General features: G+C 62.3%; 25 protein-coding genes and 1 tRNA gene. 9 read left to right on the top strand and 17 right to left on the bottom strand.

Going from position 1 to position 25546, the window contains the following annotated elements; translation table 11 throughout:
- Positions 1–31: 31 nt before the first annotated feature.
- Positions 32–697, bottom strand: a complete 666-nt coding sequence (locus ACW4TB_RS16385) for a S24 family peptidase (protein ID WP_455843022.1) — start codon at positions 695–697, stop codon at positions 32–34.
- Positions 698–827: 130 nt separating this feature from the next.
- On the opposite strand from ACW4TB_RS16385, the gene ACW4TB_RS16380 reads away from it, so the two are divergent.
- Complete coding sequence (locus ACW4TB_RS16380; protein WP_012313708.1) at positions 828–1139, top strand: DUF6124 family protein; 312 nt, start codon at positions 828–830, stop codon at positions 1137–1139.
- Between the two features lie 435 nt (positions 1140–1574).
- Positions 1575–2090, top strand: a complete 516-nt coding sequence (locus tag ACW4TB_RS16375; protein ID WP_279928446.1) for a DUF4880 domain-containing protein — start codon at positions 1575–1577, stop codon at positions 2088–2090.
- Positions 2091–2133: 43 nt separating this feature from the next.
- Here ACW4TB_RS16375 and ACW4TB_RS16370 read toward each other — a convergent pair whose 3' ends face one another.
- On the bottom strand, positions 2134–3309 hold the full coding sequence (locus ACW4TB_RS16370; protein WP_012313706.1) for an MFS transporter: 1176 nt from the start codon (positions 3307–3309) through the stop codon (positions 2134–2136).
- A gap of 328 nt (positions 3310–3637) precedes the next feature.
- Here ACW4TB_RS16370 and ACW4TB_RS16365 point away from each other — a divergent pair, with 328 nt between their 5' ends.
- The gene (locus tag ACW4TB_RS16365; protein WP_279928442.1) at positions 3638–4786 is read left to right on the top strand and encodes a M14 family metallopeptidase; all 1149 of its coding nucleotides are present in this window, start codon (positions 3638–3640) and stop codon (positions 4784–4786) included.
- Between the two features lie 59 nt (positions 4787–4845).
- Here the strand turns inward: ACW4TB_RS16365 and ACW4TB_RS16360 are convergent, their stop codons facing one another.
- Genes ACW4TB_RS16360 through ACW4TB_RS16325 form a run of 8 tightly spaced genes read right to left on the bottom strand, consistent with a single transcriptional unit; the run spans position 4846 to position 11199 of the window.
- A complete protein-coding gene (locus tag ACW4TB_RS16360) occupies positions 4846–5817 on the bottom strand; it encodes a Csu type fimbrial protein (RefSeq protein ID WP_012313704.1) in 972 nt (323 codons plus the stop codon).
- On the bottom strand, positions 5814–6140 hold the full coding sequence (locus ACW4TB_RS16355) for a FimD/PapC C-terminal domain-containing protein (RefSeq protein ID WP_455843021.1): 327 nt from the start codon (positions 6138–6140) through the stop codon (positions 5814–5816). Before ACW4TB_RS16355 ends, ACW4TB_RS16360 begins: the two co-directional genes overlap by 4 nt.
- Positions 6110–8158, bottom strand: coding sequence for a fimbria/pilus outer membrane usher protein (locus ACW4TB_RS16350; protein WP_455843020.1), 2049 nt, complete (start codon positions 8156–8158; stop codon positions 6110–6112). Before ACW4TB_RS16350 ends, ACW4TB_RS16355 begins: the two co-directional genes overlap by 31 nt.
- A 60-nt stretch (positions 8159–8218) precedes the next feature.
- Positions 8219–8995: a fimbrial biogenesis chaperone gene (locus ACW4TB_RS16345; RefSeq protein WP_012313702.1), complete on the bottom strand. Its 777-nt coding sequence runs from the start codon at positions 8993–8995 to the stop codon at positions 8219–8221.
- 38 nt (positions 8996–9033) lie between these two features.
- The gene (locus ACW4TB_RS16340) at positions 9034–9537 is read right to left on the bottom strand and encodes a Csu type fimbrial protein (RefSeq protein WP_012313701.1); all 504 of its coding nucleotides are present in this window, start codon (positions 9535–9537) and stop codon (positions 9034–9036) included.
- A 9-nt stretch (positions 9538–9546) separates the two neighbouring features.
- Positions 9547–10080: a Csu type fimbrial protein gene (locus tag ACW4TB_RS16335; protein WP_012313700.1), complete on the bottom strand. Its 534-nt coding sequence runs from the start codon at positions 10078–10080 to the stop codon at positions 9547–9549.
- Positions 10081–10099: 19 nt separating this feature from the next.
- The gene (locus tag ACW4TB_RS16330) at positions 10100–10636 is read right to left on the bottom strand and encodes a Csu type fimbrial protein (RefSeq protein WP_012313699.1); all 537 of its coding nucleotides are present in this window, start codon (positions 10634–10636) and stop codon (positions 10100–10102) included.
- Positions 10637–10665: 29 nt separating this feature from the next.
- Complete coding sequence (locus ACW4TB_RS16325) at positions 10666–11199, bottom strand: Csu type fimbrial protein (protein ID WP_455843019.1); 534 nt, start codon at positions 11197–11199, stop codon at positions 10666–10668.
- Between the two features lie 277 nt (positions 11200–11476).
- Here ACW4TB_RS16325 and ACW4TB_RS16320 point away from each other — a divergent pair, with 277 nt between their 5' ends.
- Genes ACW4TB_RS16320 through ACW4TB_RS16310 form a run of 3 tightly spaced genes read left to right on the top strand, consistent with a single transcriptional unit; the run spans position 11477 to position 16608 of the window.
- Positions 11477–13729: an ATP-binding protein gene (locus tag ACW4TB_RS16320; protein WP_455843018.1), complete on the top strand. Its 2253-nt coding sequence runs from the start codon at positions 11477–11479 to the stop codon at positions 13727–13729.
- Positions 13730–13744: 15 nt separating this feature from the next.
- Positions 13745–14206 (top strand): response regulator, encoded by a 462-nt coding sequence (locus tag ACW4TB_RS16315; protein WP_012313696.1) that lies wholly within the window; start codon positions 13745–13747, stop codon positions 14204–14206.
- A 14-nt stretch (positions 14207–14220) separates the two neighbouring features.
- Positions 14221–16608, top strand: a complete 2388-nt coding sequence (locus ACW4TB_RS16310; RefSeq protein WP_012313695.1) for a hybrid sensor histidine kinase/response regulator — start codon at positions 14221–14223, stop codon at positions 16606–16608.
- A 129-nt stretch (positions 16609–16737) separates the two neighbouring features.
- Here the strand turns inward: ACW4TB_RS16310 and ACW4TB_RS16305 are convergent.
- Positions 16738–16812 (bottom strand) — tRNA-Gln (locus tag ACW4TB_RS16305).
- A gap of 269 nt (positions 16813–17081) precedes the next feature.
- On the opposite strand from ACW4TB_RS16305, the gene ACW4TB_RS16300 reads away from it, so the two are divergent.
- Positions 17082–17324 carry a hypothetical protein gene (locus tag ACW4TB_RS16300; RefSeq protein WP_012313694.1) on the top strand — a complete coding sequence of 81 codons (243 nt, stop codon included), beginning with the start codon at positions 17082–17084 and terminating at the stop codon, positions 17322–17324.
- A 105-nt stretch (positions 17325–17429) separates the two neighbouring features.
- Entirely contained in the window at positions 17430–18515 is a 1086-nt protein-coding gene (gene zapE / locus ACW4TB_RS16295) for a cell division protein ZapE (protein WP_012313693.1), read from the top strand.
- A 35-nt stretch (positions 18516–18550) separates the two neighbouring features.
- Here the strand turns inward: zapE and ACW4TB_RS16290 are convergent, their stop codons facing one another.
- The gene (locus tag ACW4TB_RS16290) at positions 18551–20500 is read right to left on the bottom strand and encodes a propionyl-CoA synthetase (RefSeq protein WP_455843017.1); all 1950 of its coding nucleotides are present in this window, start codon (positions 20498–20500) and stop codon (positions 18551–18553) included.
- A gap of 120 nt (positions 20501–20620) precedes the next feature.
- Here ACW4TB_RS16290 and ACW4TB_RS16285 point away from each other — a divergent pair, with 120 nt between their 5' ends.
- Entirely contained in the window at positions 20621–21487 is an 867-nt protein-coding gene (locus tag ACW4TB_RS16285; RefSeq protein WP_039602801.1) for a LysR family transcriptional regulator, read from the top strand.
- On the opposite strand, the gene ACW4TB_RS16280 is transcribed toward ACW4TB_RS16285, so the two are convergent.
- From ACW4TB_RS16280 to ACW4TB_RS16260, 5 genes are all read right to left on the bottom strand, one after another.
- The gene (locus ACW4TB_RS16280) at positions 21461–22618 is read right to left on the bottom strand and encodes an HPP family protein (protein ID WP_012313690.1); all 1158 of its coding nucleotides are present in this window, start codon (positions 22616–22618) and stop codon (positions 21461–21463) included. The genes ACW4TB_RS16285 and ACW4TB_RS16280 overlap by 27 nt on opposite strands.
- Positions 22619–22828: 210 nt before the next feature.
- On the bottom strand, positions 22829–24148 hold the full coding sequence (locus ACW4TB_RS16275; RefSeq protein ID WP_012313689.1) for an ATP-binding protein: 1320 nt from the start codon (positions 24146–24148) through the stop codon (positions 22829–22831).
- Complete coding sequence (locus ACW4TB_RS16270; protein ID WP_012313688.1) at positions 24145–24813, bottom strand: response regulator transcription factor; 669 nt, start codon at positions 24811–24813, stop codon at positions 24145–24147. Before ACW4TB_RS16270 ends, ACW4TB_RS16275 begins: the two co-directional genes overlap by 4 nt.
- Entirely contained in the window at positions 24814–25128 is a 315-nt protein-coding gene (locus ACW4TB_RS16265) for a PepSY domain-containing protein (protein ID WP_012313687.1), read from the bottom strand.
- Entirely contained in the window at positions 25128–25436 is a 309-nt protein-coding gene (locus ACW4TB_RS16260; protein WP_012313686.1) for a PepSY domain-containing protein, read from the bottom strand. The genes ACW4TB_RS16265 and ACW4TB_RS16260 overlap by 1 nt, the downstream gene beginning before the upstream one ends.
- Between the last annotated feature and the right edge of the window lie 110 nt (positions 25437–25546).

Genomic DNA, 25546 nt, shown 5'->3' with positions numbered 1-25546 from the left:
CGGGCCGCTTTGCGGCCCAATCGCCGGCAATCTAGAAGGTGCCGTGCACCCGCACAACCACCCCGAGAAACTCACACCCGTCCTCACACACCAACGCCGGGTAGCTGCTGTTCAGCGCCTTCAGATACCGCTGCCCACCCTCTTCGGCCAGCTCGCGGAGAATCGCCGATTTGCCAGGTTGGCGCGCAATTACCAACCTCCCAGGCTCAGCCTCCAACCCCGGGTCCACCAGAATGCGCATACCCTGGGGCACGCTACGGCCACTGGCAGTACTCATGGCATCGTTCTCTACGGTCAACCAGAACGCTTTACCTTGGGCCAGGTACTCGGTCTGCTCGAACACCGTGCCCTGCTCGTGCGCTGAGTCAGCCAACGCATCCCAGCCACGCACGGGGTAACGAAAACACACGATGTATTGCATCAGGTCTACATCGTCATCCTCTTCATCCAGCACATAGCGGCCACTGTCTTCACCCACCTGGCCCAGTACCCGCAGTTGCATGCTGACGTGGTAGTGGGGCATGCCCAGCTCGACGAAGACGCGGTTCATCGACTCGACCTTGGGCTGGCGCCGCTTGTTCACCCAATGCCCCACGCTGCCCTGGGAAACCCCAACGCGTTCGGCGAGCTGTTCTTGGGAGATATCGAGCTCCTCCATCCGGTCACGGACGAGGGCAATCCATTTATCCATATTCATCGCTGGCACGATACGGACTGCCTTCTGGCGCTCAATAAACATTCAGTATTATTTCTCAGAAAGCACAAAAATACTTTAGGTATTAATATCAGTCCGGACCTTTTCCCTCTTGGCATGCGCAGGTATCAGGATGAAACCACCGAAAAACGACGAAACAGAACTCGACAGCGAAGCAGCCCGCCGCGCCCTCGACTACTACCTCAACCCCAACCCGCCGCGCCCCAGCATCGACAACAAGATCTGGACACTCCACGAAGGCGTCACCGCAGACCAGGCCCAGGAGCACGCCATCGCGCTGCTGCGCTGCGCCGCCGCCACCGCACACGAAACCGCCACCCATCAGGAAGGCAGCCACCGCGAGCTGACCTTTGCACTGATGCACATGATGGACATGGCCAGGGCGCTCTTGGAGCACAAGCGCACCCTACAGGGCGGTCGGTAGACAGGTTCGAAAAAGGGAGAGACGTGGTGGCCAGGTACGGCAAAGGCCCCGATTGCCGGGACCCAGGAAGTGCTTCGGTCAATATTTTTCAGCGAACACGTGAAAAATCATTTGACTGCCAAATGATAACGATTATTATTGCACTCAGCTGATCGCGAGATCTGCTGGATAACCTGGAGCTTAGGTCGCTCTCAGATTATCTCCTCATCAGGCTAATCACGGTTTTTGACCCGGCTTTTTGCCGGGTCTTTTTTTTGGCTCTTCAGGCTAATGAAGATCGTTGATGGCCGCGATGATAGCAAAAGTGTTTCAGGGCGTGAACGCTCATTACAAAACTTTGCGGAATCAGCACTTGAGAATCAATCTCGTTTCTACTAATCTGGTTTCGCATCACGGAAGATGCCCCCACCCCCACTCTTGAGCAAGGAGCTGACCATGAGCCGCCTGCTGCTGCCTTTTGAGCACCCAACGCCCGCAACCGGCCACGACGCCGAGGATGCCCTGCTGCACGGGCTCAAGCGCTTGCCACGCCGCGTTCAGCAAGTGTTCCTGCTCAACCGCTTGGACCAGCTGGACTTCGCCGGCATCGCCAGGCGCCTCGACTTGCCCTTGCTGAGCATCGAACGGCACATGAACCAGGCCCTGCAAACGGCCCGCCCGCAAGGTGATGCTGTGGCCAGCGTTGCCAGCCAATGGTATGTACGGCTGCAGAGCCCTGAGGCCACCGCCTGCGAGCGCATTGATTTTCGGCGCTGGCTGGACGCCGATGCAGCGCACCTGCAAGCCTTCCATGACACCGAACTGCGCTGGCGCAGCCTGCTCGCCCCAGCGAGGGAGCTGGGGCACGATGGCTGGTATCGGCAAGGGCGAGCGGCGATTTCGTTGGGTGGGTGTTCGATTGCGGTAGGGCTAGGCGTGGCGGTGCTGGTGCTGTTTGGCTACTGGGCGTAAGCCGCCTGGGTCGGCAGGACGCAAAGCCGGTATTTCTGCCAAATCAAGCCCGATGTCCGAATGGCCTGGACACGTAGGCAAGGAGCAACCAGCCTGACAGGCAAGAGGCTATAAAAATCGCTGCCAGGCCCATTGCCAAACTCTCCTCGCCTGAGGACGCCACCAGCAGGCTAACGCACCCACCACACGCAAAGAGTAGAGTGTTGCTGACCGAGGCAGCAGCCCCTGCGCGATCGGGATACCGACTGAGTGCGTATGTGGTTGCAGCCGGGCGGACGATCGTCGTGCCGATTGTGCATAACGTTAATGGCAACACCAGATTGATGAGCACCAGTTCACCGCTTGAAATGGCAAGATGCAGGGCTACGCCAGCGGTTCCTATCAGTGCAAATCCACAACCAATCTGCACCTGTGTACTCAGACTCCGATTCAGCGAATTGGCAATGACACCGCCGACCATGTAAGCCAATCCGTAGAAGAGGAACACCATGGAGAAGGCGAACTCCGTCAACCCTAGCGGGCCCATGAGCAACAAGGGGGACACAACAACAAATGAAAAATGACAAGAAAATGCCAAACAGGAAAATAGCGAATACACAAGAAACTTTCTATCTTTCAGAATCTGGCAATAGCCATGCAAAAAACCTCCCCGATAGCGGGAGCCTCCACTTTCATTCAATAACATTAAACAAAGTAAGAGTACCAATACTGCCAGCATGACAAACGCCTGAAAACTCCCCTTCCACCCCCAATATTGCTGAAGCACGCTGCCTGCTAACGGCGACATCGCTATAAAGACGCCGCTTGCACTGGTCAGAAGGATTCGCATTGCATTGCGCTGCTGGCCACTGTAACTGTCCTGCACCAGCGCTTGGCTTAGTACGAAACAGCCACAGCCCATGGCCTGCAACAGGCGAAACACCATGAAGGTCTCATAGTGGGTGGTGCGCATGCAGCCGATTGCCCCTGCAATGCCCATCAAGAGCCCAGCGATCAGCAACCGTTTTCTTCCCACACAATCGGAAAGCGGGCCGATCACCGCTTGGGATAGAGCCACACCCAGCGCAAATAAACTCACCGAATAGGCAATGCGCTTTGTATCGACTGCAAAATATTCAGCCATCTGCGCAACGGAAGGCAAAATGACGTCGAGTGGGAATACACCCAGCAGGCTGATAAGAATGAGCAAAATCGACAGGGAAGTAGTTTTAGCAGGCACACCATCACTCCGGTTACTGACAACAGGCGCTGACTAACACGCCTTCCGTTCCACCATCTTTTTCAAGGCATATACGAACCCACACAGGCAAGACATACAATAGGAATTACTGAATGAAATACCTCAAATACGTGTAGGACTTTTGAACCCAACGTAGTGCTAGTCCGTCCTGGCAAGCCCATTCCACTCCGTTCCATCAGCAGCGTACTCAAGCCTGCAATCAACTTCTCAACAATAGGAAATCATTGAGGGTGCCGGTTTTTGTACACAGCCTCCCCCGTGAGGGGTGTACAGTACCCCCCACAACAAAGCCCAAGGAGCCACGCCAATGACCGTGACGCTGTCCCCTCTGCAGATCGACTGCGCTTTCGATTCCGGCAACATCCAGGTCCTGGATGCCAGTAACCCTGCCCAGGTCCACCTGGCCATTCGCCCGGACACCCACAGCGGCCACTTCCAGTGGTTCCACTTCAAGGTCAGCGGCCTCACGCCCGGTCAGGTCCATCGCTTCAGCCTGGACAACGCCAGCGAGTCTTCCTACAAGAGCGCCTGGGCCGGCTACAACGCCGTGGCGTCGTACGACCAGCAAACCTGGTTCCGTGTGCCCAGCCAGTTCGATGGCAAGGCACTGGCCTTTGAAGTGAAAGCCGAGCAGGAGCAGATCTGGTTCGCCTACTTCGAGCCCTACCCGCGTGCGCGCCACAACCAGTTGATCGAGCGTGCCCAGCAGATTCCCGGTGTCGAACTGCTGGCCCATGGCCGCAGCGTGCAGGGCCGCGACATCCCGCTGTTGCGCGCAGGCAACGGAGCCACCGGCAAGCGCAAGCTCTGGCTGATCGCCCAGCAGCACCCGGGCGAGCACATGGCCGAGTGGTTCATGGAGGGGGTAATCGACCGTCTTCAAGCCAATGACGCAGTCGTCCAGCAACTGCTGGCCAAGGCTGACCTGTACCTGATCCCAAACATGAACCCGGATGGCGCCTTCCTCGGCCACCTGCGCACCAACTTCAAAGGCCAGGACCTCAACCGGGCCTGGCAGGACGCCAACCTCGAGGCGAGCCCGGAGGTGTTCTTTGCCCAGGCGCAGATGAAGCAGTACGGGGTGGATGCGTTCATCGATGTGCATGGGGATGAAGAAATCCCGCACGTGTTCACCGCAGCGTGTGAGGGTAACCCGGGGTACACGCCACGCCTGGCCAAGCTTGAGGAGCAGTTCCGTAGCACCTTGTGCAGCGTTACGCCTGACTTCCAGACCAAGTACGGCTACACCCGCGATGAGCCGGGGCAGGCCAATACGACGCTGGCGTGCAATGCGGTGGGCATGGCGTACGACTGCCTGTCGCTGACCCTGGAGATGCCATTCAAGGACCATGACGATGCACCCAACCCGTTTACCGGCTGGTCGGGAGAGCGGTCCAAGGCATTGGCAGGGGCGGTGCTGGAGACCTTGCTGAAGATTGCTGACGATTTGCGCTGATCAGTGCCGGCCTTTTTCGCGGGGCAAGCCCGCGAAGAGGCCGGCACAGGCATACCCGGTCAAAACTGCACATCGAGTATCACATTGTCGGTATAGGTCGCCGCCGGCGGTGTCGCCTGGTCGGTATAGACCTTGGCGTTGTAGTTGAACACCTGGCTACCGGTGCCAGTCCCAGCCCCGGGGTTGATATTGGCATCGCTGCTGGAACGCCGCGCGCTGCCCACTGCTCCCCAACGTACCGCGCCCGCGCTCTTGAAGATGTCGTAGGCCAGGTAGTTGTTGGCAGCAGACTTCATCCTCCGACGCCCGCCAGATGCGTTCTGCCCGTCATCCAGCCCGACCGTGTAGCTGCTGCCCTTGGTGCAGGACAGGTTCACGCTCTGGTTCACCGTGCCGAACCCCGCCACTACCGGTGCGCTGCCAAAGCTGATGGTGGGCGTTGTGATCTGGCAATCATTACTTACCGTCAGGGTCACCGTGAGGGTCTGGTTCCCCGCGCCTGTGTCGCGCCCCAGGCACAGATTGCCCAGGCCAATGCCCGAGCAATAGTTCCAGACCCAGGCAAGGTTCAGCGTCTCGGTATAGACGCCGGCGGCCACGTTGGCGCCAACCGAAGTTTTCAAATACAGCGGCACAGACTTCGGGGAATTGCCATTGAGCAGGCCCAGGGCGTCGATCAGGCCATTGCGGGCGAAATCGAACTGCGCGCCGCGAGTGATGGGGTAGCTGGTCGTATTATTGGCATAGATCGTATAAGGGATGACATCCCCGCTCGGCCCCACCAGCCCGCTGGTAGCTGAGGTGATGGTGAGGTAGAAGTGGTCACTGCTCACCAGCAGGGACAACAACGAACCGGTGCACTGCAAACCCGCATTGGTGGTGGAGGCACTCTGGATGCCAGTGCGCACCAGCGTTGAGTTGACGGTACCGAACGCCGCTGGCGCGGTCGCGACGGACGAGCATAACGCCCAAGCCGAACCCACCGGCAGCCATAGCATTGCGATCAACAGGCCGCGCAATACGCTCCTCATCGGCACACCAACGGGCCGATCAACGGGATGGAGCCTTCTGCCTGCGGCAAGTCGAACTCGACCTGGCACTGCCCTCCTCCCTCCAGCACGACCTGCAGGTGGTTGTGCGCTGAGAGGTTTTCCAGATACACCAGCCCGTCCCAGCCCACCACCGCCTGGCTGCCACTTTCACGGTGGCTGACCGTACTGCCCAGCTTGAGCGGCTGCTGCTTGCCATCGACCAGCTCAATGCTCGCCGCCAGCACGCGCTTGAGCGGGAACTCCAGCAAGTAGCCGCTGCCACGGCGCACCGCTACCCGCTGCTCCACCTGCGCCGCCAGCACATCGGCGGCAGGTCCATGGGGTCGATCTCGTACTTGCCGCGGTAGTAGCCGCTGCTGTACGGCACCAGCAAATGGCCGTTGCGGTCGGTACGGCCGATCTCCTGATTTTCGTAACGCACGGGCACATCGGCATAGCCGCCGGTGCTAACCACCACAAAGGCATCGTCGATACGGTTGGCAGCGAACAACCCGGCGTCCATCCACACCAGCGAGCCGCTGGCATCGGCCCAGCGGGTCATTTCGCCGCTGCTGCCGTACACGCCGGCCTGCAATTGCACCGACTGCAGGCGCCAGGTGGCGTCGGCCTGGCGGTAGGCATCGCGATCACCTGCGGTGGCGTAGCCAAGGTTGTAGCCAACACCGCCGCCCACCGGTACCGCACGGCTGTAGTTGACCCGCTGCAGGTCCTCGCCTTCCTTGCTGCGTTCCATGCTCACGGCAAGGGTACCGCTGAAGTCGATCGGGATCACCCACTGTGCCTGCACCGCCCACTGGCTGTCGCCGACCTCACGGTTGGCCGACAGGTAGACACTGCTGTTGCCCCACAGCGGTTTGCTCCAGCTCAGGTTGATCAGCCGGGTGCGCGAGCCGTCACCGGCGCGCACATCGAAGTAGCCCGCGCCGAGGCTGCCGAAGCGGTCGAGGTTCAGGCTCAGGGTGACCTGCTCGCTACGCTGGCTCAATTGCATGTCCGGGCTGTCGACCCGGCTCAGGTCGGCGTAATGACCATGGCGATGCAAGCGCTGATAGCTGAAACCGAGGCGCTGGCTGTTGTACTGATAGCCGAGGGCAACCTGGTGGCCCTTTTCACTGTCGAACTGGCTCTGCGCCATGGCAGCGTTCAGTACACCGAAAGTGCCCAGGCGCACATTCGCACCCAAACCCCCAAGCAGCAACGATTCTGCGGTTTCGACATGGCTTTCGAGGGTGAAGAAATCGCTGACGCCATGACGCAGGCTGGCCGAGGCGACGCCGGGCCCGTAGCTGAAGTCGCGCACTGCATAGTCTCGGCGCAGGCTGCCGGCGGCCATCGAGAAATCCGAAAGGCCTTTTTGCAGCAGGCTGCTGGTGACGTAGAACGGCAACGTGGTGGACACCTGGCGCCCAAGTGCATCGGTGGTAACCACCACGGCCTCGCCGGCACCGTTGATGAACGGCACGTTGGTCAGGGTGTAGGGGCCTGGCTGCAACTCGGCGGTGCTGGACTTGTAGCCGTTGATGAACAGATCCAGTGAGGTCGGCACCGCCGCCTCTCCCGCGAAGGCAGGCAACGGATAAGTGACCAGGTCAGGGCGGACAGCAAAGTCACGCGACAACTGCAGGCCGCCCACCCGTACCGAACTGGTCCAGGGCAACGCCCCGGTGACGAAGTCGCCCGCTTCGTAAGTCAGCAGGCGCTGCTCGTCGGTGAAGCGCCAAGTAGTGTCGTAGCGCAGGAAACCCTGGCGGCTGTCGTCGGCCGCGGCGCCGTTGAACGACTGCCGCCACTGACCGGTGGTGGCAAAGGTGCCCCAACTGTCGAACAGGCGTAGCTCATTCCACGCAGCCAGGTAAGTGCCACCCTCGTCGGTGTCGTTGAGGTACAGGTCATAGTTGAACAACGCACCGAAACTGCTGCGTGCATCGCTGGCCGGGTACAGGTTACGGTTGCCGACTTGCTGGTCCGGGAGCCAGGCCGGTGGGACTTGCAGCAACAGGCGCTGGTTCTGGCTGTCGTAATCGCAGTGCAGGCCCGCTACGGCATCCAGGGCCACCTCGCCTTGCGGATTGCCCGGCAGGGCGATGCCGGCAGCGCGTAGCACCTGGCTGTCGAGGAACAGCCCCCCGGCACGCTGCTGCACCGGTACCAGCTCAGCCCTGGGCACCTGGTTCACCAGCAGGTCCAGATACAGTGTGGCGTCGGCAATGGCGGCGGCCTCGGTGGGCGGCGGCGGCAGCTCGTCGGCCACCGCCAGGCCGGGGCCGATAACCGCCAGCCCCAGGCACCAGCGGCGCGTCGCACGCGACAGCCATTTCACACACGCATTCCGACCATTGCCGGGTCCTCCCTGGCCCCTGACATTCATTCAATAGTGACTTCATTGCCCTTGGCGGATCGCCTCGGCCACCTCCTGACCGTTCACCCTGCCCTTGAGTACGCCACTGCTGTTCGGTGCAACCGGTGCCGGCCAGCGCATGCTGGCCCCGGGCAGTACATAGCCAAGCAGCCCCTCGGCCAGTGGCCTTGCCTGGCCGCCCTGCTGTACCACCACATCGGTCAGCCGGGCATGCACAGGGCCAGTGTTGCGCAGTTCTACATAGGGCTTGCCCTGCACCGTCACTGGCCGCCAGCTCAGTTGCGGCTTGCCTACACCACTGGCGCTGCGCTTGCCCTCCGGATCCGGCTTGCCCCACAAGCCTTCGCCATAGACGAACAACGGTACCGAATAGCGCATCTGCAGGCGGATGGCCGCAGTGGCGCCCTGACTGGCGTTATCCGACGGCAGTGGCGAGGGTATTTCGTCGATGATGATGCGGTAAGCCTGCTCCTGACCGACCGGTGAGCTGCCGGTGCGGGTCAGGCGGATCAGTTGTTTCTGGCCGGGGGCAATGGTGGCGACCGGGGGGCTGCCGATGATCTCCCGCTGGGCCTGGAACTGCTCCTGGTTATCGCCCTGCCGCCAGGCGAATACCCGCACCTGCAGGCTCGCCGGTGCGCTGCCGCGGTTCTCCAGCCACAGCGCACCGGCCTTCTGGTCAGCCTCCAGCACCGGGTCGATCGGCCAGATCAGCACCGAGGTGGCAGCCCCCGCCGGCAAGCTCGCCAGCAGCAATGACCCGATCAAACCCCGCGCCCACTTCGCGCCTGCCCGCATACCGCTCTCCTTGGTAGATTGTCGGGGGCCCGGTTGTTTCACCAGGTCACCGCCACTTGCACAACGTCGCTGTAGGTCCCGGCCGGCACAAGGCCGGTGAGTTGCGTACGGCCATACACCGACAGCTTTATCGCCGTCGGGTCGCTGTTGTTCAGCGCCACGCTCTGGCCCACAGCGATGCTCTGGCTGTAGGCAGCGTCCTGGTACAGCTGATAGGCCAGCAGCTGCGTACCGCCGCTGCGTTTGAGGTAGCGCGTGCCGGTGATCCCGTTCTGGCCACCGTCCAGGCTCATGCTCAGGCTCACGCCGGGCGTGCACTGGAAGGTCACTGTGGCGCCCCCCAATGAGGTACTGAGTGTCCCGGTCGACAAGGCCGACTGCGTACCGTAGTCGAGCACGCCATACTGGGTGGCGCCGCCCACCACCAGGCAGCCTGCGGTGATCGTCGCCGTGACCTGGAAGGTGCTGCTGGTCGCGGCATACAGGGGCGTCGCCAACAGGATACCCAGGCCTGCAAAGGAGCCACCCAGCCAATAGCGCATGGCCGCGGCTCAGAACGACAGCTCGACGGCCACCGTATCGGTGTATACCCCTGCTGGCAGGCCCGCCTTGCCGCGCGCCTGACCGTAGAGGTTGACGGTCTGAGCAACCCCGGTGCTGGTCGGCAGTGTGATGGTGCCGTCGATGGCCAGCAGTTGGGTGCGCCCGGTGTCGGTATAAAAGTCGTAAGGTACGAAGTTGCCGTTGCCGTCTGCCAGCGCCCGCGTGCCGCCAGTCGATGCACCGTCGTTGGCCCCCGCTCGCACGCGAATGGCTGGCACCGTACCTGCGGAGCACAGGATGCTCATCGCACCGCCACCGCCGCCGAGCACCTCACCGTTGGCGGTGGTGAACAGCGCCTCCTGGGTGCCGAAGCTGAGGGTACCGAAGTTCAACCCCGAGGTGCCTGTGGTGCCATTGACCTGGCACGCCGACGTCAATGTCAGGGTGGAACTGATGGTCCCGGTCACCGTGGCGGCCTGGGCGTGGAATGCCATCGCCAGGCCAAGGCCAGCGAGCATGCAGTGGGTGAGGTTCGTTCGCATCGGGATCTCCTTGCGGGGGTTACCAGTCCAAAGTCACTCTAAGCGTGTCGCGGTACAGCCCGGCCGGCAGCGCGCGCGGTTGCGCTACCACTACGCCGAAGATGGGAATCGGAATCTGTTCGGTGCTGCTGATGGTGAAGGCGCGAGCCTGGCCGATGCCATAACGGCTGTTACCGCCTGGGTCGAGCGCCAGTTGATAGGGGATCATTTCACGGCCATTGCTGAGCCGCCGTACGCCATCGCTGCCATTGAGGCCGCCGTTGATGCGCACATTGAAGGCCCTGACCTGGGGCGTGCAGCTGATTTGCAGACTGCCCTCGCCGCCTGCCTCGTCAACCCGGCTGCGCAGCGGCTGGTCCCAGTTCGGACCACGCTCGCCGAAGTCCATCAGCCCCGGGTTGCCGAGCGTGGCCGGGGGTTGGTCGCCACTGCTGATCTGGCACGCTGCACTGATTACCAGGCGGGCCTGGATAAAGCCGGTGGTCGTGCCATGTGCTGCACCACTGGGCAACAGCAGCGGGCCCAGGCTGAGCAACAGGATGGATGTACGGTTCATGGCGTGACGTCCTTGTGCATGTTGCCTCGCTACCAGGTGACCGTGACTTTGAGCAAGTCGACATACGTACCGGCGTGCGGCACCCAGGCCAGCTTGTCGATCCGGGCGTACAGTGGCAGTTCGACCGTACCGCTGTCCGGCACACGTGCGGCGTGGGGCTGGCCCACGACCACAGGCTCGCGCCAGGCCGCGTCGCGGTACAGGCGATAGGGAATCAGCCGGGCCCTGGCGTCGCCACTGGCCAAAAAGCGCAGTTCACCGGCACCCCCGTGCTGGCCACCATCGACCCGTACCTGGTAGGGCGTGTCGGGGTTGCATTCCAGTCGCGGTGGGCGCTGGTTGAGCAGCACTCCACTCAAGGGTGCACCAGGCCCATCCAGACGTGCGGCAGCGCCCAGGTCGATCCGACCGAGGTCCTGCGCTCCCGCCTCGCGCTGCTGGTTGACCAGCATGCAGCCCCGTTGCACCTGCACCCGCACCTCCACGAGGAAGTCCGCTGCCACAGCACTGCCACTCAACAACAGGCCCCACAGTGCGGCCACCAAGCGTCCCGTCACTGTCACGTCCCTTGTTCCTCTGTCCTGACTCTGAGCGTAGCAGCCGGTGGCTTGCCCGTGGCCGCTGCCCGCCACTCTTTGGTAGTAACAACAAAGGGTTAGATCGATCCCCCAGCCACGGCAAAGAAATTTTCGACTGGCGTCGAACCCAAGCGCCTCCAGTGCCTCCAATGGCCATAGGCCGGCAAAGCTGTGCGCATTCTGTTACGGTGCGCAGCAGCCACCAAGCCCGCATCAGACGCATGCGCGCCATGCATGGACGAACATGACAGGAGCGTATCCATTGACGACCACAGACATCGCACTCGCCGAAGCCGTGGAACGCTGCGCCCAGGAGCCGATCCAGGTACCTGGCAGCATCCAGCCCCACGGCTTTCTGCTGGTGCTGGACGAACAGGACCTGCGTATCCTCCAGGCCAGCGACAATGTCGAACGCTGGCTAGGCGTGCCCGCCCGTGAACTACTGGGGTGCACCTTCGCCGACGTGGTCAGCGACAGTTTCGACCTGCGCGCCCATCTTGAGCGCCTGCCCGGCGACGACGTGTTCCCCTTCCATATCGGCGATGTCCACCTGCGCAACGGGGCACCCTGCGGCGACCGGCTACGCCTGCTGACCCATCGCCATGATCAGGTACTGATCGCAGAGTTCGAGCCCGTGCGTCAGCCTCTCGGCCCGGTCGACCAAGGCGACTATTACCCACTGGTGCGTGGTTTCGTCAGTAGCCTCAACAACGCCGCAACCCTGGAAGAGTTGCTGCAGCAGACTGTATTGCAGATAAAGCGAATCACGGGGTTTGGCCGGGTCAAAGCTTACAGCTTCGATACCGAGGGTAATGGCCAGGTGCTGGCTGAAGTGGCCGATGCCGGCTACCCCCGCTACCTGGGCCTATGCTTCCCGGCCTCGGATATCCCCCGCCAGGCCCGCGAGCTTTATAGGGTCAACCGCATCCGCGTGATCGAGGATGCCAACTACCAGGCCGTACCCCTGGTGCCGGCGGCCAACCCGCGCACCGGCAAGCCGCTGGACATGAGTTTTGCCGCGTTGCGCAGCGTGTCGCCGGTGCACCTGCAGTACATGCGCAACATGGGCACCATGGCGTCGATGTCACTGTCGATCGTGGTCGGTGGGCAACTGTGGGGGCTGGTGTCATGCCACCACGAGCAACCTCGCCCGGTCGACCTGCGCACCCGCACAGCCTGCGAGCTGCTGGCCAGTGTGCTGTCGCTGCAGATCGAGTCGCGTGAGTCCCACGCCAATACCCGAAAACTGCTCGACCTGCGCCAGCACATCGTACGGATGATCTCCTCGATGGCCGACCATGACAGTGTCAGCGAGGGCCTGCGCGCCCTGCCCGAGGTGCTGCTGGCCTTCGCCGGGGCGAGCGGCGCGGCGGTCATTTCCGCCGAGCGCTGCGACCTGATTGGCCAGACACCGCCGGCAGCGCAGGTCACGGCACTGGTGCACTGGCTGGCCCAGCGTGATGATGAGACGGTGTTCCACAGTGACAACGTACGCCGTGACATCGACGAACTGCCCGAGCTGGCCGAGCATGTCGGTGGCGTGCTGGCAGTGGCCATTTCCCAGATCCACTCACACTACCTGCTGTGGTTCCGGCCCGAGCAGGTACGCACAGTCAACTGGGCCGGGCGGCCCGACAAACAGATAGGCCCGCAGGGGGCGCTAAACCCGCGGCACAGCTTTGAACACTGGCAGGAACAGTTAGGCGGTTACTGCGAGCCGTGGGACCCGCTGACGATCGAAGGCGTGGTCGAACTGCGCACCGCAGTACTCGGCATTGTCTTGCGCAAGGCAGAAGAGATGGCGCAACTGGCAAATGAACTACGCCGCTCGAACAAAGAGCTCGAAGCCTTCAGCTACAGCGTGTCCCATGACCTGCGCGCACCCTTGCGGCATATCGCCGGCTATACCGAACTGCTCGGCGAAATCGAAGGCCAGGGCCTGAGCGAGCGCGGCCGGCGCTTTCTCAAACACATCGAGGAGGCCGCGCAGTTCGCCGGTAGCCTGGTGGATAACCTGCTCAACTTCTCGCAGATGGGCCGCTCGGCGCTACGCCTTTCGGATGTCGACCTCAATGCCTTGGTCGAAGCCATCCGCCAGGAACTGGCGCCTGATTACGAAGGGCGTGAGATCATCTGGGACGTGGCACCGCTGCCCAAGGTGATCGGTGACCCGGCTTTCATCAACCTGGCGCTGCACAACCTGATCGCCAACGCCATCAAGTACACCCGTGGTCGCGAGCCTGCACGCATCGAAATCGGCGCACACCAGCACGAAGAGGAAATCGAAGTCTATATTCGCGATAATGGCGTGGGCTTCGACATGGCTTATGCCAACAAACTCTTCGGTGTGTTCCAGCGGCTGCACCGCATGGAGGACTTCGAGGGCACCGGGATCGGCCTGGCCAGCGTGCGGCGGATCATCGAACGTCATGATGGACGAGTCTGGGCCCAAGGCCAGGTCGACCAGGGCGCCAGCTTCCATTTCACCCTTCCCCGTCATCCAGAAACAAACTGAGGCACCCGTACAATCATGCTCAAGCCTATCCTGCTGGTAGAAGACAACCCCAGGGACCTGGAACTCACGCTCCTGGCTCTGGAGCGTAGCCAGTTGGCCAACGAGGTCATCGTTCTGCGCGACGGCGCTGATGCCCTTGACTACCTGCTGCGCCGCAACACCTATGCCGAGCGCGCCGACGGCAACCCTGCGGTGCTGCTGCTGGACCTGAAACTGCCCAAGGTCGATGGCCTGGAAGTGCTCAGGGAAGTACGCGCCACGCCCGAACTGCGCAGCATCCCGACGGTGATGCTGACTTCTTCGCGGGAGGAGCCCGACCTGCTGCGTGCCTATGAACTGGGGGTAAACGCCTACGTGGTCAAACCCGTGGAGTTCAAGGAGTTCGTTGCAGCGATTTCCGACCTTGGGGTGTTCTGGGCCGTGCTCAATGAACCACCACCCGGCTCGCTGCGCCTTAACCGGCGCGGCAGCAACTGAGGCCAACCGCAAAGATGCTGCCAACGCCGCTCAAATTACTGATGGTCGAAGACAGCTCGCTGGATGCCGAGCTGACCCTGCTGAGCCTTGAGCGCAGCGGCTTGCAGCTGCAGTCGCAGCTGGTGTTCGACCATGTCGCCGCCGAGCATGCCCTGGGCGAAGCCCGCTATGACCTGATTCTGTGTGACTGCGTGCTGCCGGGCTCGTCCGGCACTGACGTACTGGCCATCGCCCAGCGCCTGGCGCCGGACACGCCGTTCATTTTCCTTTCGGGCATCTACGGTGAAGAACACGCGGTGGAGATGATCCGCCTGGGTGCCACCGATTATGTCCTGAAAAAGAACCTGCCCTTGCTGCCCAAGGCAGTGCGCAGAGCGCTTACCGAAGTGCAAGAGCGGCAACGGCGGCGCCGTGCCGAGGAAGCCCTGGCGGACGTGGAGGCACGCGCACGGATCGCCATCGATGCCGCCGGCATGGGCACCTGGGACTTTCGCCCCGAAGAAGGGCTGCTGATCTGGGACGACCGCTGCAAGACCCTGTTCGGTCTGCCGGTAGACACAGAGATGAGCCTTGACGTTTTTTATGACGGCATCTATCCCGAAGACGTACCCCGGGTACGCGAAGCGGTGGAATACGCCATGCGCCCGGACAGCGACGGGCTGTACCGGGCCGAATTCCGCATTGCCCAACCAAACGGTCTGGAACCGCGCTGGCTGCTCAGCAGTGGCCAGAGCCAGTTTGTCGATGGCCGCTGCACACGCTTTTCGGGCGTGCTACAGGACATCCACACACAGCGCCTGGCCACCCAGGCGCTCAAGCAACTCAACGAAATGCTTGGCGAACGAGTGGAGCGCCGCACCCGCGAGCGCGACCGTGCGTGGGAGCTGTCCCAGGACTTGCTCGCGGTACTCAACAAAGACCTAACGCCGGTCGCACTGAACCCTGCCTGGGAGGCCAGCCTGGGTTTCTCGCGCGAGCGACTGAGCCAGACCTCGTTATTGCAATTGCTGCCCGAACCGGACCAGGAAGCGCTGCTGACCGAACTGGCCGCCCTCGCCCATGGCCGCACCAGCGCGCGCTTCGTCGGCCGCATCCAGCATGCAGGCGGCCAGTTGCGCTGGCTGTCATGGGTGGTGGTGCCGGAAGACACGCTGCTCTATGTGGTAGCCCGTGACATCACCAGCGAGCGCGAAGCAGCCATGGGCCTGGCCGACGCCAACGACCGCCTGCGCGAACAGATCACCGAGCGCGAGCGCATCGAGGCGGCGCTGCAGCAGATGCAACGGCTGGAGGCGGTCGGCCAGCTCACTGCGGGGGTTGCCCACGACTTCAATAATCTGCTGACAGTCATCCTTACAGGCTCAAGCTTCCTTGAGCGTGACCTGGACAAAGGCGACCTGGAAAAAGCGCGCAAACGCCTGACGCATATCCGCGAGGCCGGTGAACGCGGCGCCAAGCTGACATCACAGCTGCTCGCCTTCTCCCGCCGCCAGCGCCTGGAACCGGTACCGCTGAACCTCAACCGCACCTTGGGCGGCCTGGAGGAACTGCTGCGCCGCACCCTGGGCGGGAGCATTTCTGTGCGCCTGGACCTGGACCACAGCCTGTGGCAAGCGCTGACCGACCCGACCCAGACCGAAATGATCATTCTCAACCTGGCGATCAACGCCCGCGACGCCATGCCCGATGGTGGCCAGTTGACGCTGGCCACACGCAATACCCGGATCAAGGCCCGCCCGCAGCGGCCGGAAGACCCGGAGCCGGGCGAGTACGTGATGCTGAGCATCCGCGACACCGGCTGCGGCATGAGCGAAGAGGTGGTGGCCAAGGTGTTCGAGCCCTTCTTCACGACCAAGGACATCGGCAAAGGCTCGGGCCTGGGGCTGGCCCAGGTGTTCGGCTTTGCCAAGCAGTCCGGTGGCGGTGTGCGCATCGACACCGCGCCTGGGCATGGCACCCAGGTTGCCGTTTACCTGCCCGCAGTGAAGCATGAGCTGGCTGCGGACCCGGTGATCCCGGCTGCATCGCAGTCAATCAGCGACAGTGGCCGCGACCGTATGGTGCTGCTGGTGGATGACGACCACCTGGTGCGCGACATGCTCGGTGATGTGTTGCGCCAGTACGGCTATCAGGTACGCCAGGCACACAGCGGCGAACAGGCATTGGCCCAGCTGGACGACGAGATCGACCTGTTGCTGACCGACTTTGCCATGCCCGAATTCAACGGTGCCCAATTGGCATTGGCCGCACGTGAACGGCATCCGCGCTTGCCGGTGGTTTTTCTGACCGGCTATGCCGAGCTGGAAGGGCTGGATCTACCGGACAGCCTGGTGATGCAGAAACCGGTGCAGGCTGAGGAGTTGGCCCGCGTGCTGGATGAACTGCTGCGGGTGAACAGGTAATAACGCTATAGCGGTAGAGGCCCATCGCCAGCAAGCTGGCGACCGGCCTCTACGAACGCCAGAAACGAAGAAACCCAGCGCGGATAGTCATCTGCACTGAATCAAGAATTTTTGTGGTGATGCTGAAAATGGCAGGGGCGGCTGGATTCGAACCAACGCATGGCAGGATCAAAACCTGCTGCCTTACCGCTTGGCGACGCCCCTGTATCGGATGCAGCGTTAACTGCTCTGACCATTCCAAATGAGTGACAACTGGGTTGTTGTCTTGGAATGCGCGGCACTTTAACAACATTCCTTGCGCCTGGGAAGCCCCTTGTGCAAAAAAAATGCTTTAAAACAGCAGGTTAGTGTTTTTCGGGCCTTTCACAGGCCGCAAAGTGACCATCCGTCGCTTTTATACCGCCTCGCTTCAACACAATCGCATTCCGCCCTTCCAATCAGATAAGCAATTTGCATTGACCAAGGAGGATGCCATGCCTGTTTCCCACGACCTGTACCAGGACCTGCACTACCCTCGCGAAATCGTTCAGCAGCGCCGTCAACAGGACAAGACTCTTGACCGAATGCTTGACGAATACGTCGACATCGACAACCAGGTACTGGCTGCCGAGGCGATTTCAGCGGGAAACTTTCAGGACGACGATCTGCGCCGACTCAAGGAACGCCGGCTGGCCATCAAATACATGATCGAGCGTCAACTGGAACGCAGGGTTTGAGTTATCCGCTCAACTGATAGAAGCCCCGCACTTTTTCTATTGGTTAAAAGGGCCGACCTGGGGCAAGCTGCGCGCTGACCTTCCTTTGCCCAAGGAGCTTAGCTTTTGTCAGCCTGGATCCCTTCCCCCCTGCGCCAGCTGGGTCAACGCCTGCGAACCGCCACCTCCAACCAGAGCGAACTGCTGGCATGGTTCGAAGACAAGGCGCGCAGCCGTGGCTATCAGCTCAGTGAGGACCAGCGCCGGGTCATTCAGGCCATGGCCGAGCAGCTTGCCCGCTTGCCAGGCGGCGAACCACGCAGCCTTTACTTGTACGGCTCGGTGGGCCGCGGCAAGAGCTGGCTGCTGGACGGTTTCTTCCAGGCAGTGCCGATCGAGGCGAAAAAACGCCTGCACTTCCATGATTTTTTTGCCCGCCTGCACCAGGGCATGCACTGTCACAGGCTGCTTGACGATGCCCTGGGCGCGACGCTGGACGCATTGCTGGGCGACTGCCAGGTGCTGTGTTTCGACGAATTCCATGTGCATGACATCGGTGATGCCATGCTCCTCACCCGCCTGTTCAATGCCTTGTTCGCGCGCGGCATCTTCCTGCTGGTGACCTCGAACTACGCACCCGAGGGGCTGCTGCCCAACCCGCTCTACCACGAGCGATTCCTGCCGGTGATCCGCCTGATCAATGGCCGTATGGAGGTACTTGAAGTTGGCGGTGACACAGACTTTCGGAGCCTGCCGGCCAACCGTGAACATCAGCGCTTTACCCAAGGCCATTATGTATGGCCAGGCGATGCGGCCCAGCGCCTGGCGCTGAAAGTGCCGGCCGCGCAACCGCTGACGCTGGAGGTGAACAAACGCAATCTTCGCGCGCTTGCCAGTGATGACAGGCAAGTGATGTTTGCGTTTGACGACCTGTGTGAGCAGCCCACAGCGGTGGTCGATTATCTGCAGCTTGCCCAGCGCTATGAGGCGTGGATCATCGACGGGCTGGATGACCTCTGCGAGTGCTCATTGGCCGCACAGCAGCGCTTCGTCAACCTGGTGGATGTGCTCTACGACCAGGACCGGCAGGTAACGGTGATCGGGCAGCGGCCGCTGAGCGAAAGCCTGGGCGGGGCTATTGCCGACCTGATGCGCACCCGCAGCCGGCTGGGGCAGTTGCATCAGGTGGGGCCGGAGGATGTCAGCGGCTGAACCCCTCACATTCCCAGGCTAGCCAGGCAACCCGGTCAGCCTGCCCTGGGGAGATCCGCCAGCACCGCTTCAATCTCCCGCAATACCGCTGGATCATCCAGTGTCGAGGGCGGCACATATGCCTGGCCATCGGCAATCTTGCGCAGCACCGCCCGCAGGATCTTGCCCGAGCGGGTCTTGGGCAGCCGTTTCACCAAGCGCACCCGGTTGAAGCACGCCAACGCGCCGATCTCTTCACGCACCCTGCCCACCAAGTCCACTAACAGTTGCGCCTCGGTAATACCCTCACCGTCCTTGAGCACCACCAGCGCCAAGGGCACCTGGCCCTTGATCTCGTCATGTACGCCGATTACCGCGCATTCGGCCACCGCAGGGTGGCACGCCACCAAGTCCTCCATCTCACCGGTGGAAAGGCGATGGCCAGAGACGTTGATCACGTCATCGGTTCGCCCCATGATGTAGACGAAGCCATCGTCATCCAGGTAGCCACCATCACCGGTGTGGTAGTAACCCGGGTAAGTCTGCAGATAAGCCTGCAGGTAGCGCTCATGATCGCCCCACAAGGTCTGGCTGCAACCGGGCGGCAGCGGCAGGGCGATGACGATGGCGCCCTGATGGTTCGGGCCCAGCAGGTGCCCATCGTCATCCAGCACACGTACGTCATAGCCCGGCACCGCGCGGTTGCTCGAGCCCGGCCGCGCCGCGCTGCCCTCCAGCCCCACGCATGGCGCGGTGACTGGCCAGCCAGTCTCGGTCTGCCACCAATGGTCGTGCACCGGCTTGCCGGTAACCCGTTCCAGCCATTGGTGGGTACTTGAATCGAGCTTTTCCCCCGCCAGGAACAACTGGCGCAGCGAGCTCAAGTCATGTCGCCGGATCAACTCGCCATCCGGGTCCTCCTTACGGATCGCCCGCATGGCGGTCGGTGCACAGAACAAGGCATTGACCCCATACTGCTCAACCACACGCCAATAGGCCGACGCATCCGGGGTGCGGATCGGCTTACCTTCGTAGAACACCGTGGTGCAGCCGCTCATCAGTGGCCCATAGACGATCAGCGAATGACCGACCACCCAGCCCACATCGGAAATGCCCCACCACACGTCACCGGCGTGCATGCCGTAGATGTGGCGCATGGCATAACAGAGGGCGACAGCGTTGCCACCGTTCTCACGGACGATGCCCTTGGGTTTGCCCGTGGTACCAGAGGTGTACATGATGTAAAGCGGGTCTGCCGATTCCAGCTCGACCGCAGGCACAGGCTCGGCATTTACCAGCGCTTGCTGCCAGTCAAGGTCGCGGTTTGGCTGCAACCGGGCGCGAGCCTGGGGCCGCTGCAGCACCAACACCTGGCGCGGCTGATGGTGAGCCAGTTGCAGTGCGCGGTCGACCAGCGGCTTGTACTCGATCACCCGATCGAACTCCAGGCCGCAGGAGGCCGTCAGCAGAAGGGTTGGCCGCGCATCATCGATACGCAGGGCCAGTTCGTTGGCTGCAAAACCACCGAACACCACCGAGTGCACCGCACCGATACGCGCGCAGGCGAGCATGGCCATGGCCGCCTGCGGCACCATCGGCATGTAGATGATCACTCCATCGCCTTTGCCCACCCCCAACTGGCGCAGCAAACCGGCCAGGCGCGCCACCTCGTCACGCAGCTGGTTGTAGCTGAACGTTTGCTGCACGCCGGTCACGGGGGAGTCGTAGATCAACGCCGCCTGCTCGCCACGGCCCAACTCGATTTGCCGATCGAGGGCCAGGTAGCAGCTGTTCAGGCGGCCGTCAGCGAACCAGCGATGGGTGCCGTCCGGGTTTTCCTGCAGCGTCAGGGTGGGTTTGCGGTACCAGGCCAGATGTTTGGCCTGTTCGGCCCAAAAGGCAGCAGGGTCGGCAATGGAATGAGCGTAGTTGTGCTGGTAGGTCATGTTGATGGCAACCCGGTACTTGTTGTTATTGAAGGGCGAGCCTTGAGTATGGACCGCCACGCCCGGGCTGCCATGGGACTAAAGTCACAACGCATATGCAGATTTGCAGCGTCGGCGAAAGCGCCCCATAACGGTGCAAAGCCTCTAGAATAGGCCACCCTCCCCGCCACAGAGCAGCCCATGGATATCGAGCAGGCCCGAACCTTTCTGGAAGTCGTACGGTGCGGCAGCCTCGTCGCCGCCGCCGAACGCCTGTTCGTGTCACAGACCGCCATTACCGCCCGCGTTCAGCGCCTTGAGCAGCAACTGGGCTGCCAGCTGTTCGTGCGTAGCCGCAACGGCGCCAGCCTGACCAGTGATGGCGAAGCCTTCGTCAGCTATGCCAACCAGCTGGTGCAGACGTGGGAAGCGGCGCGCCGTGACCTGCCGCTGCCTGAGGGCTGCCAGCAGGTGCTGCACGTAGGGGCGGAAGTGAGCTTGGGCAACCCGATGCTGCTCGACTGGGTCAGCGCCTTGCACTGCGCATTACCCAGCCACGCTATCCGCAGCGAGGTCAGCGACGGTGAGTCCTTGCTGCGCAAGGTAGAGATGGGCCTGCTGGACGCCGCACTGGTCTATCAGCCCACCTACGGTCCGGGCCTGCAGGTAGAGCAGTTGATGGAAGAGAAGCTGATCCGCATACGCCGGGTCGAGCAACCCGACCCGTACATCTACATCGACTGGGGCGAGGCCTTCCGCCGCCAGCACGACGCCGCCCTGCCCGACTGCGCGCGACCGGCGCTGAGCTTCAACCTCGGGCCGCTGGCCCTGCAGTTCATTCTCGACAAAGGCGGCAGCGGCTATTTCCGTACCCGCGTGGTGCAGGCGTATCTGGACAGCGGAGTATTCGAGCGGGTGCCGCAAGCTCCGGAGTTCACCTACCCGACCTTCCTGGTATACCCGCGCAAGCGCGACAGCGAGGCCCTGCAACAGGCCTTCGCGGTGCTGCGCCGGCTGGTGGCCTCCGGCGCCAGTGATTGGTCACAACGCTGGGACCCGCTGATCTGAAACGCTGCCAGCGCCACTGAGCAACTGGCGCTTAAGGCCGGCGATCAGGTCGGTCTGGGTGATCACACCGACCAACTGGTCGCCATCGATCACCGGCAGGCAGTGCAGCCCTTGCTCGCACAGCAGGGGCAGCAGGCGTTCCAATGGGTGCTGGCTGCTGACACTGATGACCTGCCGGCTCATCACCTGCTCCATACGCACGGCCTTGCCCGCGAAAAGCCCCCGCCAGCTGAACCGGCCACGCTGCATGGCCGGACCGAGCAGATCGCTGAGACTGACGATACCCACCAGCTTGCCCTGTTGCAGCACCGGCAGGGTTTTCAGGTGATGACTGGCGAGCATCTTCCAGGCCTGTTCCAGGGTGGTGTCGGGTGCGGCGAACTGCACATCGCGCGACATCACCGACGCTGCGGTGATCCCGCCCAGGCTGCGCTGCAGGGCATGCTGCTCGGTGGCCAGGATGATGCGCTCCAGTTCATCGCGGGTGACGTCGACGAACTCACCCAGCTCTTCCAACGCCTGATCCAGATCCGCACCACTGACCCCGACCCGCTCGCTGGGCAAGGGGTCGTGGGTGTGGTGCTGGTCCTTGCGTGGTGCAGCGCCCTTGGGGTAATGCACGCCGGTCAAACGGTTGTATACCACTGCCACCATCACCAGAATCAGCGCGTTGAGCAACACGGGCTCCAGCAGGTGGTCGCCCAACGCCGTCAGCCCTGAATCGGCCAGCACCGCGCTCACCGCAACACCGCCACCCGGCGGGTGCAGGCAGCGCAACAGGCACATCAGCAAAAGCGAGATGCCCAAGGCAGCCGCCGCAACCCACAGGTGGGGGCCGAACCCCTCGCGCATGGCAAGGCCCACTGCACCCGCCAGCGCATAGCTGCCCAGCACCGGCCAGGGCTGAGCCAACGGGCCGGAATGCACGGCGAACACCAGCACTGCCGAAGCCGCAAGAGGGCCCAGCAGGTGCAAGGCGATGCCAGGCCCGTAGGCCATGCCGGTCAACCAGCCAGCGAGGAACAAACCGAGCAGCGCGCCGATGCCGGCACGCAGCCATTGTTTTGGAGGAATATTAAGGGGCGACGGCAACAGCCGCTGCAGACGACTTTCGGAACGCGAGGCAGTCATTCAAGTAATCGTGTTTGTGGTTCTGATGAAAAAGAAAGCCCAGCCAAACTGGCCTGGGCCCTAGGGGCTCCGTCCGTGGAAGAGATGGAAACCGCAGGGTTTCGTCAGTGGATTGTGCCGCCCTGTGTCGGACTTGGGCCAATTCAAAAAAATGCGGTTGCACTGCAGTTTTTTTGCAGTGCTGCTAGCCGGCGCTAGGGCCAGAGAGAATCAGCGCGCCTTGCGCGGTAATTCGATACTCACCCGCAAACCACCCAAAGGGCTCTCGAGCAAGGCCAAAGACCCACCCCAGGCATCGACGATATCCCGCACGATCCCCAGCCCAAGGCCATGCCCATCCACTTGCTCATCCAGCCGCGAACCACGCTCAAGCACCTGCAGACGCTGGCTTTCAGGTATGCCCGGACCGTCGTCGTCGACCCACACTTGATAGCCTTCGGTCGTCGGGGCTATGCCCAGGCGCACTTCGCTGTCTGCCCACTTGCAGGCGTTATCCAGCAGGTTACCTAGCAGCTCCAGGAAGTCCTCCCGGTCCCAAGGCAGCAGCAACCCTGGCGGTACATCGCGCTCGAGCAACAAGCCTTCGCCATGGATCATGCCCAAGGTAGCGAGCAAGCCCGGAAGTTCGGTATCGCAGTCGAATTGGGCGCCAGGCAGCGCATCCCCGGCCAGGCGCGCCCGGTTCAGCTCGCGTGCCAGGCGCTGCTGGATCTGCTCCAACTGCTCGCGCAGTTGCGCACGCACATCGGGCAAGTCATTCAAGCGCTCGCTGGACGCCAGGCTCAGCAGCACCGCCAATGGCGTCTTCAATGCATGGCCCAGGTTACCCAACGCGTTGCGCGAACGGCGCAGGCTGTCTTCGGTATGGCTGAGCAAATGGTTGATCTGGCCCACCAGCGGTGCCAGTTCGCTGGGCACTTGGGCATCGAGCTGCGAGCGCTGGCCTTGCTGCAATTGAGCAATCTGCTGACGCGCCCGCTCCAGCGGGCGCAACGAGCGGGTGACAGTGATGCGCTGCAGCACCAGCACCAGGATCAGCGCTACCAGGCCCATGCCCAGGCCGATCTGCTGCAGGCGCCGGAACCCCTCGCGCACAGGCGAGTAATCCTGGGCAACGCTGATCGAAATGTCCTGGCCCAGCCGCCGGTAATCGGCACGCAGTGCAAGCAACTGCTGGCCTTCCGGGCCCAGTTCGTGGCTGTCGGAAAGGCCAGGGGCGGCTGGCTTCGGCATGTCCAGGTCCCACAGCGAGCGCGAGCGCCAGGTGCCCTTGTCGAAATCGATGCGGAAGTAGTAACCGGAAAACGGCCGTTGGTAGGCGGCGGAAATACGCCGCTCATCCAGCTGCAACCCCGAAGGCCCACGTACTAGCGCCACCAGCAGGTTTTCGCTTTCCTTGCGCAGACCGTTTTCCAGATAGCGCTGCAAACCGGCTTCGAACAGCCATAAGGTAAGTTGCGCCAGTACCACTCCGGCCACCACCAATACGGCTACAAGGCCCAGGCTCAAGCGTGCCTGGATCGATTTCACCCGGCGCTCCCGGCGTAGATGTAGCCTTGCCCGCGGCGAGTCTCGATGACGCTGCGGCCCAGCTTGCGGCGCAGATGATTGACGTGCACTTCGAGCACGTTGGAGTCACGCTCGGTTTCACCGTCGTACAAGTGCTCGGCCAGGTGGCTCTTGGAAAGGATCTGCTGCGGGTGCAGCATGAAGTAACGCAACAGGCGGAATTCGGCAGCGGTCAACTGGATATCAACCCCTTCGCGGCTCACGCACTGGCGGCTTTCGTCCAGATGCAACCCGGCAGCTTCGAGCCTGGGCTGGTTGGCAAGGCCCTTCGCCCGGCGCAGCAGCGCCTGAATGCGCAACTGCAGCTCTTCAGGGTGGAAGGGCTTGCTCAGGTAGTCGTCCGCACCGGCCTTCAACCCCTCGATGCGCTCGGCCCACGAGCCTCGCGCGGTCAGGATCAGCACCGGCGTTGCCAGACCCGCGGCACGCCACTGCGCCAGCACCTCCAGGCCCGGCAACCCCGGCAGGCCGAGGTCCAGAATGATCAGGTCGTAGGGCTCGCTCTGGCCCTGGTATACCGCGTCCCGGCCGTCAGCCAGCCAATCCACGGCGTAGCCCTGGCGCTGCAGGCCGGCAATCAACTCGTCAGCCAGGGGAACGTTGTCCTCGACAAGCAACAGGCGCATTCAGTCGTCTTCCTCGTCTTTGAGCAGGGCACCGGTGCTGGCATCGAGCTTGATCTCGCGCACCACACCTTCCGTGGTCAGCAGCTCGACTTCGTATTCGTAGCGATCATCGTCTTCTTCCAGCTCCGCCTCCAGCAACCGCGCCCCGGGGTGACGCCCCAGGGCGGTCTCGAGCAGTTGCTCGAGCGGCAGAATCACGCCTTTCTGACGCAACTGCAGGGCCTCATCCTGATCCAGGTCGCGAGCAACAGCCAAGGAACAGACGGCCAGCAGCGAGAGTGCCAGGTAGCGCGCCGACCGGGTCAAGTGGATCATCAGCGGTCCTGTTCGTCCTTCAGCACTTCACCGGTCTTGGCGTCCAGGTCAACGTCCCATTCGACGTTCTGGGTGTCACGCATCTCGACCTTGTAGATGTAGCGACCGTATTCGTTTTCCAGCTCCGAATCGGTGACGGTGGCGCCCGGGTGCTTGGCAACGGCAGTGGCCTTGAGCTCATCCAGCGACTTGATGGTCTTGGCATTCACAAGCTTTACCACTTCGTCAGGCTGGACGTCCTTGGCCAGGGCAACGTTGGCACCGAAAGCAAGCGCAGCGGCAGTGAAAATGGCAGTCAAAGTTTTCATCAGGTTCTCTCCATCGAGATGTGCAATTTGTCTACGGAGTTAAGATTATCCACCGGTCCTTAACTCAACCTGAAAATAGCTGGCGCCATGATAGCGCAGCGCATCAACCA

The organism is Lelliottia jeotgali (assembly GCF_977070485.1).
Note: the sequence above shows the minus strand (reverse complement) of the source record. Positions and strands in the feature narration are given on the sequence as shown.